This window comes from Collinsella sp. SGI.033 (assembly GCF_050315135.1).
Classification (GTDB): Bacteria; Actinomycetota; Coriobacteriia; order Coriobacteriales; family Coriobacteriaceae; genus Collinsella.
This window is the reverse complement of sequence record NZ_JBNPOK010000009.1, coordinates 14320-24648: the sequence shown is the minus strand read 5'-3', so window position 1 is coordinate 24648 and position 10329 is coordinate 14320. Positions and strand designations below refer to the sequence as shown.

Sequence of the window (10329 nt, the reverse complement as noted above, 5' to 3'; positions counted from 1 at the left end):
CCCGCACTTCCGAAAACAGCGGTTCAGCAGCGCCAAAAAATGCCCTCAAAATCGAGAGTTAATGAACAGGTGTAGCCGTTCGCCGCAAATTACCGTCCGTTTATGGAACCCACCCCCAGCGCGCGTCATCCTTACGGTTGAATAAATACACATCCATGGAATTACGTAAGAGAGGACTGTTCCTATGAGCTACAAGACCGTTTGTGTTGCCGGTGGCGGCGTGTTGGGAAGCCAGATTGCCTTTCAGGCTGCCTACTGCGGCTTCGATGTGACGATCTGGCTGCGCAGCGAGGGCAGCATCGGCCGCACTCAGCCCAAGATCGATCATGTGCGCGAGGAGTACATCGCGGCTATCGAGGGCATGGCGGACGGCACGGGCGAGTGGTGTGCCGGTATCGCCGATAGCGACCAGCCCTTCGACAAGGAGGCGGCGCTCGCCGCCGTCGAGCGTGCCTACTCCACACTCAAGCTAGAGCTCGATCTTGCCAAGGCAGTGGCCGACGCCGATCTGGTTATCGAGTCGATGGCCGAGGACACCCAGGCAAAGATCGACTTCTACAAGAAGCTCGCCCCGGTTCTCCCGCAAAAGACCGTTGTCGTGACGAACTCCTCCACGCTGCTGCCGAGCACTTTTGCCAAGTACACCGGCCGCCCCGAGAAGTACCTGTCGCTGCACTTTGCCAACTCCATCTGGAAGAACAACATGACCGAGGTCATGGCTCAGGACCAGACCGACAAGCGCTATTTCGATGAGCTCGTCGACTTTGCTAGCGACATCCGTATGCTTGCCCTGCCCGTCAACAAGGAAAAGAACGGCTATCTGCTCAATTCCATGCTGGTGCCGTGGCTGCTTTCGGGCCTTGATCTGTACGTCTCGGGCGTCAGCGACCCCAAGAGCATCGACCTCGCATGGACGCGCGGCACTGGCGCGCCCAAGGGCCCGTTCCGCGTGTTCGACACCGTGGGCATCCAGACGGCCTACAACATCGTCATGCAGTATCAGAAGGTGCCGGGCTTGGTGAGCCCGCTGCTCAAAAAGATGATGATGCCCTACAACTTTAAGGCCATGGCATCCGTCCTCAAGCAGATGCTCGACGAAGGCAAGCTGGGCGAAAGCTCGGGCGAGGGCTTCTTCAAGTACTAAAAAGATTCCTCGGCAACATTGAGAAACGTATCTTTTGCATTGTCAGTGCGCCGCATGGCCCGTGTGCCATTTTGGCGCATGACGCAAATGCAACTGATGCGTGGGGATAGAGGGGAACGGCAATGGATCGGCAAATCGTGCTTAAGCAGGATATCCTCGACGCGCTCTCCGCCGTCGGTATGTGCGCGGGGCAGACGGTTATGGTCCATTGCTCGCTCAGCGCACTTGGATATGTGTGCGGCGGCGCTCAACCAGTGATCGAGGCGCTGCTCCAGACGGTGGGCGAAACCGGCACCGTCATGATGCCGACGCAATCATGGAAAAACTTGGACCCCGAGAGCGGCGTTCATTGGCAAGAGCCCCAAGAATGGTGGCAGTTGATTCGCGATAACTGGCCTGCCTATGACAAGCGCATCACGCCCACCAACACGATGGGAGCCGTAGCCGAAATGTTTCGCACGTGGCCGGGTACGCTCAGGAGCGATCACCCGGCGCGTTCGGTGGCGGCAAATGGCCGGCATGCGCAGTTCCTGACGGAGAACCACGACCTAAGCAATATCTTTGGCAACGGATCGCCCATCGCTCGCCTGTACGATTTGGACGGCTACGTGCTGCTTGTGGGCGTGGGCTACGACAAGAATACGTCACTGCATTTAGCAGACGCCCGTGCACAGTACCCCCGCAAACACGACTGCGTTGAGCACAGTGCGGTCATGGAAAACGGCCGACGCGCATGGAAGGAATACCGCACGCTCTATGTCGACGGCGAGGACTTCGACGAGATCGGCGCTGCTTTTGAGCGGGAATGTACGGTCAGCACCGCGCCGCTCGGCAACGGGACAATCCGCTTTATGCGCCAACGTGAACTTGTCGACTTTGCCGTGGACTGGATCGAGCACCATCGCGGCCGCTCCGATTGATCACTTGGGAGCGGAAGGGTTGCGGATTCCCTTCGCGCCCCGCGTTTCCGTATCGCTACAAGCTTTAACTTGCATTAAGGGGCGTTTGTTAAACTGCGAGTCATAATTAGACAGGGCTGGGCAAACGCCGTGGTATATGAGGGAACAACAATGGTATTCAAAGACGGTAACGATATGGAATTGAGTGACAAGGACAGCAGACTGTTTTCGCGTCGAGCGGCTCTTGCGGGTGCGGCGGGCGCGCTGGCGCTTGCCGGGACAGGGCTCATGGGCTGCTCGGTCGGCGGGGCCGGCACGGGCGCCGCATCTACTGCGAGCAACGAGCTCACTGACGAGCAAAAGAAACTCCACAAGCAGATTGTCGCGACCTACGACGTCGAGAAGCAGGCGGCCATCAAGGAGCGGCTCGATGCCGAGTACGCTGACGGCGGCTACAACGAGACTACTCCGTTTATCGCGCAGGATCCCTTTGGCACCGATACCCTGAGCTGCTACGTTCGCTTTGCGACAACGGATTCCGTAACCGTCTCCTACAAGGTCGCCGGTCGCAAAAAGACTGGTGACACGCCCAAGGTCGCCGCGTTTTCCCATACGCCCCACGGCGGCGACGCGCCGGCCACGGAACACGAGTTCAAGGTCATCGGCCTCATTCCCAACCACAAAAACACGGTAACCATCATTTGCACGGCACAAGATGGTATCAGCCGCACCTCGACGTTCACGGTCAAGACGCCGGCTCTCAAAGGCGAGGAAGAAGAGCAGCTCGCCGTCACGTCGGGGGAGTCCAATACGCCGCTTGCCGATGGTCTCTTTACTATTCTGGGCAACGACTCGTCCAAGCTCGACTTTATGTACCTCTACGACAACGACGGCCAGATTCGCGGCGAGGTGCCGATTGTCGGCTACCGCAGCCACCGCCTGCTGTTCCCGGGCGACGGCAGCATGATCATGAGCGTCTCGACTACCAAGATGGCCCAGATCAACGCCATCGGCCAGGTGGTAAACGTCTGGAGCACGGGCGACTACGAGCTACACCACGACTACGCTTTCGATGACGATGGCAACCTGCTGGTGCTGGCGAGTCACGCCGGCTCCGAAGCCGATTTGGACGTCGATCGCGCGGCTGCCAAAAAAGATAAGGATGATCGCGTTAATGTAGAGGACCTCATCATTAAGGTCGACATAACAACAGGTGACGTCTCTCTCGTCGTGGACCTGGGCGATATATTCCCCGACCTCAAGGCAAGCGCCAAGGTTGCCTCGGACGGCGACCTGGATTGGATTCACATCAACACGATCCAGTGGCTCGGCGGCGGCACCGTTTTGCTCAGCTCGCGCGAGACCTCAACGGTCATCAAGCTCACGGATATCTACGGTACGCCTACGGTCGATTGGCTTATGGGCTCGCCAGAGTTTTGGGCCGGCTCGGGCTTTGAGGACAAGTTGCTGCAGGCTCAAGGCGATTTTTCGCTCAACGCAGGCCAGCATAGTGTGACCTATCTGCCAAACGACGAGACGACCGCGACTGGTCGCTACCAGGTGCTGCTATACGACAACAACTTTGGTGTTGCCGAGAGCTATCCCAAGTTTGACTGGGGCCAGCTGGGCGCTGCGGTAGTGACCGACTACAGCAAAGGAACGCATTCGTTTGGGCGCATTTTTACGGTGGACGAGACCACGCGCACCTACGAGCTTGTGGACCAGATCGCAGTGCCGTTCTCAGGTTACGTAAGTAGTGCGCAGCGCGTCGGCGATTCGAATAGCATGCTCGTGGCATCGGGCATAGCCAAGACCTTTGCCGAGTACGATCGCTATGGACTGCCCATTGCCTCGTACGAGATGGAAGCCGAGAAGTACATCTACCGCGTGTACAAGTACGAGCTGTAGCGCTGCGCTTGGCTGTGCCTGTGCCCCGCGGCTGCGCGCGCTCGTACCGGGCCTACCTCACGTTCCGCATCACTCCACGTCAAACTCCACGCGATCGAGTTCGGGTACGTTGAGGTCGATGAGCTTGCGGGCAACACGGCGGTCGTGCGCCCCGAGCGTCTCGCTTGTCGTTACGCGAGCGACAGTCTGGCGCTCGACAACGCCCTCCTTGTCGCCCTCGGTAGCCGAGGTCTCGACGGCGACGGTGTAATCCTTAAAGCCCGGCAGCACCGCCGCAAGTTCGCGCGTGGTTTCAGTGACGCCGTAGCCGTCTTGCACGCCGGCCTGCGCCGAGCCAATAGACCCCGCCGTCATAATAATGCAGGGGATGGCAAAGATCACCGTGCCCACGATGATGCGGCGGCGCACCTTGCGCGATAGCTCGTTGACCTCGGCGTTTTCTTCAGCAGTCACAATACCGTCGCCGTTCAGGTCGCGCTTGAGCGGCACGCGCAAAAGAAGCAGCACGGCTTCGGCAGCCAGTGCGATAAAGACCACGTTGACGCCAAACTCATAAAGCGCCGAGAGAAACAGTGACCCGCTTGCAATGGCGATGCCATAGCCCGCCGCGCACAGGGGCGGCATGAGCGCGGTCGCCACGGCCACGCCGGCGATAAGCGTGGCAGGTTCCTGGTCACGCGAGTTGCCCAGCCCGCCCGCAAAGCCGCCCGCGAGCGCGACGGCAAGGTCCCACACAGTGGGCGTCGAGTTGTCGATGATGGCGGCCGTGGTGGTGCCAAGGGGCGAGAGCTTAAAATACAGCGTAGACGTGATCAGACAAAAGGCCATCTGTAGCGCGAGGCCGGCGACGGCCTCGACGGCAATCTCGCGGTCGAGCGTGGCGATGCCATATGCCATGGCAAGGACCGAGCCCATGAGTGGGCAGATGAGCATGGCGCCCACGATGGCAATGTCCGAGTCGATATCGAGGCCGATGCTCGCGATGAGCATAGCGATGATGAGGATGCATAAGTGCGAGCCGGTCAGCCGCGCCCCGTTTACAAAGCGCTTGCGAATCACGTGATAGGGCGCGCGACCCTCGCGAATGTTGAATGCGCGCTTTAGGAAGCGGCCGGTGTTCTCCAGGGCCTCACTATGGGCAGGTCGAATGCCGTGGCGCCGGTGATGGCGTTTGCGTAGTCGCTTGATCTGTTGTTTGTCGAGTTCCATGTCCACCTCGTATTGCCGCAGGAACGCGGGTGCGCTCGCAGCATGTACTCTACACCGTGGCGGGCGGGGTGGTCATCTTGACGTGAAACTTAGACGAGCAGGTAAGGGGGACGTCAAATGCGGTTGCGGCCGAGTGTTTCGACAGATACAGAGCGCGGGGCCGGATGGTCTCCGGCCCCGCGCTCTGTACGGGTACATTGTTGTTGGGTTTAGCCCAGCAGACTCAGGCCGACGGAGACAAACGCCAGGATAACACCAACGACGGACTCGCCTCCCAACAGGCCGCTGGCGACGACCAGGCCCTGCTCCTGGAAGGCAGCATCCTTGGAAGCCTTCTCTTTGCCCGAAAGACCGGAACCGGCGTCGCGGTGGGCTGCCCACTTGTCGTAGGCGAGCTTGGCGCAGGAGCCCAAGAAGGCCGTGAGCGACATGTAGAACGGCAGGTACACGCCCAGACCGATCATCATGGCCGGAATGCCGAGCCAATACATGACGATGCCGGCGATAAAACCGCCTGCGAACCACGGCACGCTCGGGATGCCCGAGACCATGGTGGCGACTACGCTTGCCTGCGCGGCCACAAAGCTCTTGTCGGGACCAAAGGCGTCCGGACCATAGGCGGTGACGAGCGCGACCATGACGGCGGCAGCGACCAGTGCGCCCACGATGCCGCCGATGGCCTGGCCGATCCACTGTGCGCGCGGGTTGGTGCCCAGCACGGCGCCGGCCTTAAAGTCGTTCATGACGTCGCCCGCAAGGCCGCACGCCACGGCCACGATGCCGGCGATAAAGAACAGCTTGACCTGCGCAATCTGCGCGAAGGCCGCTACGATGAGCATGACGATGAGGCCAAAGATTTCCATGGGGTCGATACCCGTCTGGCCGCAGCTCTGCGCACTCATGATGGTGGTGACAAAGGTGAACAGCGTGACGATGACGGCTGGGACGGGGCCAAGGTCGAGCGCGATGGCGATGATCACGGCGATGGCGGCGGTGCCCAGGCCGATGATGCCGGCGTCGAGCTTAAGCGAGCCCGAGATGAGCGACTGCTCGTCGGTGTCGGTGGAGCTGTCGGCGGCAAGACCGCGGACGATACCGGCGACCTGCGGCAGGATGTCTTTGAGGACGACGGCGACGCCAAAGCCCATCATAAGGCCCATACCTAAGGACTTGACGATACCCTGCGCGGTCACAATATCGAACAGGCCGGCAGCGGTGCCGCCGACGATAATGCCAAAGTTGCCCAGCAGCGCGCCGGCAAACCAGAAGGCGACGGGGGCAAAGCCCACCAAAAAGCCGATGGACAGCAACATGGGCGAGTTGTAGATGGCAAAGGTCACGCCGGGGATATTGAGCGTGCACAGCATGCTGGGCACCACGCCCAGGGCGTCGCGCAGCACGCTATAGATGCCTGCGATGGCCATGGAGCCAAAGAGCTGCTTGCCGGTCTTGCCGCCGGCCTCGGTAGCACGCAGGGTCTGGGCTGCGGCGTTGCCGGTGGGAAACTCCAGCGCGGCGTCCACGATAAAGTGACGGTGGATGAGCGCCGTTGCCAGAAGGCCCAAAATGGTGCCGGCGAGCGCCACGATAAACATGTCGAGCCAGCTGATCTGGTCGGCATAGCCCAGCATCCAGGCGCCCGGGATGGTAAACGCCAGGCCGCCGGCGACCATGGCACCCGCGGACATGATGGTGTGGGTAACGTTGGCCTCGTTGAGGCTGGCATTGCCCATGAGCTTAAGGAAGAACAACGAGATGACGGCAGCGAAAATGATCGGCCAGGGGAGGGCGCCCATCTTGAGGGCCGTGTAGGCCGAGCTTGCCGTGATAATCACGCAGCCAAGGGCGCCGATGACGACGCCGCGCAGCGTGAGTTGACCGCGCATAGAAGTGCGGTTCGAGGGATTGCCCATATAGAACTCCTTTGCGTATATCCGCTTCCCCCGAAAGCGCCGCTACGGATACGGCGCGGGAAGTCGGGTTACCAAGGGCCGCCGCGTGAGCTCGCGCACGACTGCGCATCAGTATAGCGGCAAGGTAGTCATTTTGGGACGGGGCTATTTTAGCTACCCTTTGACAGTCGACGAATTATCTGGGATTGGGGCAAATATCATCCGACATATTGGGGTAGCTAAAATAGCCCCGTCCCAAAATGACTACCTGGGATGGCTGGTTCGGGTAGGCGATATACTGCTGGGCAGACGAAAGGAGCGCCGACGATGCTTAATGGGTGCGCATATATATTGACGGTCGACGTGGGCAACACGTTCATTCGCTTTGGTCTGTTTGCCGAGGATTCGGCCGCGGCGCAGGAATGCCCGCTTGCGACGTGCGAGATCACGACGCCGCCGAGCGTTACGGCCGATGAGGCGCGTATGAGGCTCGCGCGGGTCATGGGCGCACTGGCAGCCGATGCGGGCATGCCTGGTGTGCTCGTTCCCGCGGCAGCAGTGCTGAGTTGCGTGGTGCCGGCGCTCGAGCGCCCGTGGAAGGCGGCACTTTCCCGTACCTGCACGGGGCGCGTGCTCACCGTGGGGCCAGGACTTAAGACCGGCATGCCCGTGCATTACGACGACCCGGCCGAGATCGGTCCCGATCGCATCGCCGACGCCGTGGCGGCCCGTGCCGTCTACGGCTCTCCGTGCATCGTGATCGACCTGGGCACTACGACCAATATCGAGGTCATCGATGCACGCGGAACCTTTGTCGGCGGTGTTATCGCGCCGGGGCTGGCGCTCGGCGCTCGCTCGCTCTCGGCCGCTGCGGCGCGCCTGCCGCAAGTCGAGCCCTCGGCACCCACGCATGTGATCGGTCGCAACACGCGCGAGGCCATGCGCTCGGGCGTGGTCTTGGGCGAGGTGGCCCGTATCGACGGCATGCTCGACATGGTGCTTGCCGAGATGCGCTCGACCAAGGCGGCAGGCGAGGGCAGCGTGCCCATTGTCATCACCGGCGACGATGCCGAGGCGCTCGCGGCGTTGGTCGGCCACAGCCTGACGGTAGACGACGCGCTGACGCTGCGGGGTCTCGCCGAGCTGTACCGCATCAACCAAAAGCCTCGCCGCGCATAAAGCCAAGGACGTCGGCGCCGGGAGAAACAGCCCCACCTTTCACCTGCTACAATGGGCCAAACTATTTCGATTTCGGAGGTGTCTGCCATGTCGGACGATCTTCATCAAACCGCGTCGGGCAAGCGCCGCGACGTTATTAGCTGGGACGAGTTCTTTATGAGCGTGGCAATCGCCGCGCAGCGCCGCAGCAAGGATCCCAATACGCAGGTGGGCGCGTGCATCGCCAGCACTAACCACCGCATTCTTTCGGTGGGCTACAACGGTACGCCCTCGGCGCTCAACGACGACTTTTTCCCGTGGGGCACGAGCGATGACCCGCTGCAGGACAAGCATAACTACGTAGTTCATGCCGAGGCCAACGCCGTGCTCAACTACCGCGGCTCGCTCAAGGACCTTGAGGGTTCCACGGTCTACGTCACGCTGTTCCCGTGCCACGACTGTGCCAAAATCCTGGCGCAGGTAGGTGTGGGCGAGGTTGTCTATCTGGACAATAAGTACGCCGACACCGACGACGGCCGCATCAGTCGCCGCATTCTCGACTCCTGTGGCATTAGCTTCCGCCAGGTTATCGTCGATGTCCACATTGGTACCGGGGAACAAACTCAGCAGTAGCGGCAGCGTGTACGAGCGCCGGGCGTTGGCAAAAGCGGCTAATTAAGCCCCGTCCCAAATTGACTGTCAAATTAACTGCTCGTGAAAGTCGTGTCCGCGCGCATGGACGGCTCGCGAGCGGGTACATGGCTGTAGTAACATAGCTCTGTCCGCGGGCGCGCCCGCGTTATTGTGAGAAAGGAGCCCCTGTGGCTGTTAACGAAGAGCTGCTTAAGAAGGTTCTTGAAGAGATTCGCCCCAACCTGCAGGCCGACGGCGGCGACATGGAGTATATGGGCGTTGATGACGAGGGCGTCGTCAAGCTGGAGCTCCAGGGTGCCTGCGCCGGTTGCCCCATGAGCGCTCTGACGCTTTCCATGGGCGTCGAGCGTATCCTCAAGGAGCACGTGCCCGGCGTTACGCGTGTCGAGCAGGTCAATGCCTCCGGCGAGGCCGAGGATCTGTACGACGAGTATGCGCCGTTCTGAGAAGCGAAAGCTGCGGGCGATGTGCTCCGCATAGACGTCATGCCCAAATGTGCGGCTGCGAGCGAAAGGCCCGCGGCCGCATTTGTATGTAGGGAGCAGGGGGACCGATATGCTCAACGACCTCTACCATATGCTTGATCCTGTCGCCATTTCGGCGGGGCCCATCACCATCTACTGGTACGGCTTGGCCTATGTGGTCGGAGCTCTGCTCACGGCGGTCGTCATGTACCGCACGCAGCGTCGTTGGGGTTTTGACATTACGGTCGACGACCTGATGAGTGTCGTGGTTGGTGTGGTCTTTGGCCTCATCATTGGCGCCCGTCTGTTCTACGTCATCTTTTACGGTGACGGCTACTACTGGGCGCATCCGCTCGAGATCTTTGCCACCAACGAAGGCGGCATGAGTTTCCATGGCGGCCTGGTGGGCGGCATCATCGGCGGCGTGCTCGTGTGCCGCATGTACAAGCTCGACGCCTGGACCATCGCCGACCTTGCCGTTATCGGTGCTCCGCTGGCCTTGTTCCTGGGGCGCTGCGCCAACTTTGTCAACGGCGAGCTGTGGGGCAAGCCGACCGATCTGCCCTGGGGCGTGATCTTTGGCGGGACAGCGGGCGATATGCCGCGCCATCCATCCCAGCTCTACGAGGCATTTCTCGAGGGCATTGTGCTCTTCTGCATTCTGCAGGTGCTCAGCCGCAAAAAACCGCTGCTGCCCCAGGGTACGTTTATGGGTGTGTTTGTGATGGGTTACGGCATCGTCCGCTTTTTCGTTGAGTTCGTGCGCGTGCCCGATGCCCAGCTGGGCTATCTGCTGGGCGGCGTCATCACCATGGGCCAGCTGCTGAGTCTGCCACTCGTGATTGCGGGCCTGGCGCTCATCATTTTTGCCCTCCGCCGCAACCGTCCCCAGCGCATCTATCTCGACGCCTAACCACCACATACACCACAAAGGGGACAGGCACCTTTGTGGTGGTTTTGCCAGGCAACGATGACAGAACCGTAACGTTTCCCCAGATAAA

The 10329-nt window shown here is 60.8% G+C and carries 9 protein-coding genes; 7 read left to right on the top strand and 2 right to left on the bottom strand.

The window, feature by feature from the left end; all coding sequences use genetic code 11:
* Positions 1-184 precede the first annotated feature (184 nt).
* The 3 genes from ACQRC0_RS04300 to ACQRC0_RS04290 all read left to right on the top strand — a co-directional run bounded on the left by ACQRC0_RS04300 (position 185) and on the right by ACQRC0_RS04290 (position 3951).
* Entirely contained in the window at positions 185-1144 is a 960-nt protein-coding gene (locus ACQRC0_RS04300) for a 3-hydroxyacyl-CoA dehydrogenase (protein ID WP_154514839.1), read from the top strand.
* Between the two features lie 122 nt (positions 1145-1266).
* The gene (locus ACQRC0_RS04295; RefSeq protein ID WP_427718255.1) at positions 1267-2064 is read left to right on the top strand and encodes an aminoglycoside N(3)-acetyltransferase; all 798 of its coding nucleotides are present in this window, start codon (positions 1267-1269) and stop codon (positions 2062-2064) included.
* Between the two features lie 150 nt (positions 2065-2214).
* Positions 2215-3951, top strand: coding sequence for an aryl-sulfate sulfotransferase (locus ACQRC0_RS04290; RefSeq protein WP_427728047.1), 1737 nt, complete (start codon positions 2215-2217; stop codon positions 3949-3951).
* 69 nt (positions 3952-4020) lie between these two features.
* Here the strand turns inward: ACQRC0_RS04290 and ACQRC0_RS04285 are convergent, their stop codons facing one another.
* Positions 4021-5160, bottom strand: coding sequence for a DUF389 domain-containing protein (locus ACQRC0_RS04285; RefSeq protein ID WP_427728044.1), 1140 nt, complete (start codon positions 5158-5160; stop codon positions 4021-4023).
* A 209-nt stretch (positions 5161-5369) separates the two neighbouring features.
* Positions 5370-7073 carry an OPT/YSL family transporter gene (locus ACQRC0_RS04280; protein WP_427728042.1) on the bottom strand — a complete coding sequence of 568 codons (1704 nt, stop codon included), beginning with the start codon at positions 7071-7073 and terminating at the stop codon, positions 5370-5372.
* A gap of 306 nt (positions 7074-7379) precedes the next feature.
* Here ACQRC0_RS04280 and ACQRC0_RS04275 point away from each other — a divergent pair, with 306 nt between their 5' ends.
* The 4 genes from ACQRC0_RS04275 to lgt all read left to right on the top strand — a co-directional run bounded on the left by ACQRC0_RS04275 (position 7380) and on the right by lgt (position 10241).
* Positions 7380-8231: a type III pantothenate kinase gene (locus tag ACQRC0_RS04275; protein ID WP_427728039.1), complete on the top strand. Its 852-nt coding sequence runs from the start codon at positions 7380-7382 to the stop codon at positions 8229-8231.
* A gap of 87 nt (positions 8232-8318) precedes the next feature.
* On the top strand, positions 8319-8843 hold the full coding sequence (locus ACQRC0_RS04270; protein WP_154514829.1) for a deoxycytidylate deaminase: 525 nt from the start codon (positions 8319-8321) through the stop codon (positions 8841-8843).
* Between the two features lie 188 nt (positions 8844-9031).
* On the top strand, positions 9032-9310 hold the full coding sequence (locus tag ACQRC0_RS04265; protein ID WP_370450539.1) for a NifU family protein: 279 nt from the start codon (positions 9032-9034) through the stop codon (positions 9308-9310).
* Positions 9311-9419: 109 nt separating this feature from the next.
* A complete protein-coding gene (gene lgt, locus ACQRC0_RS04260) occupies positions 9420-10241 on the top strand; it encodes a prolipoprotein diacylglyceryl transferase (RefSeq protein ID WP_427728036.1) in 822 nt (273 codons plus the stop codon).
* Positions 10242-10329: the final 88 nt, after the last annotated feature.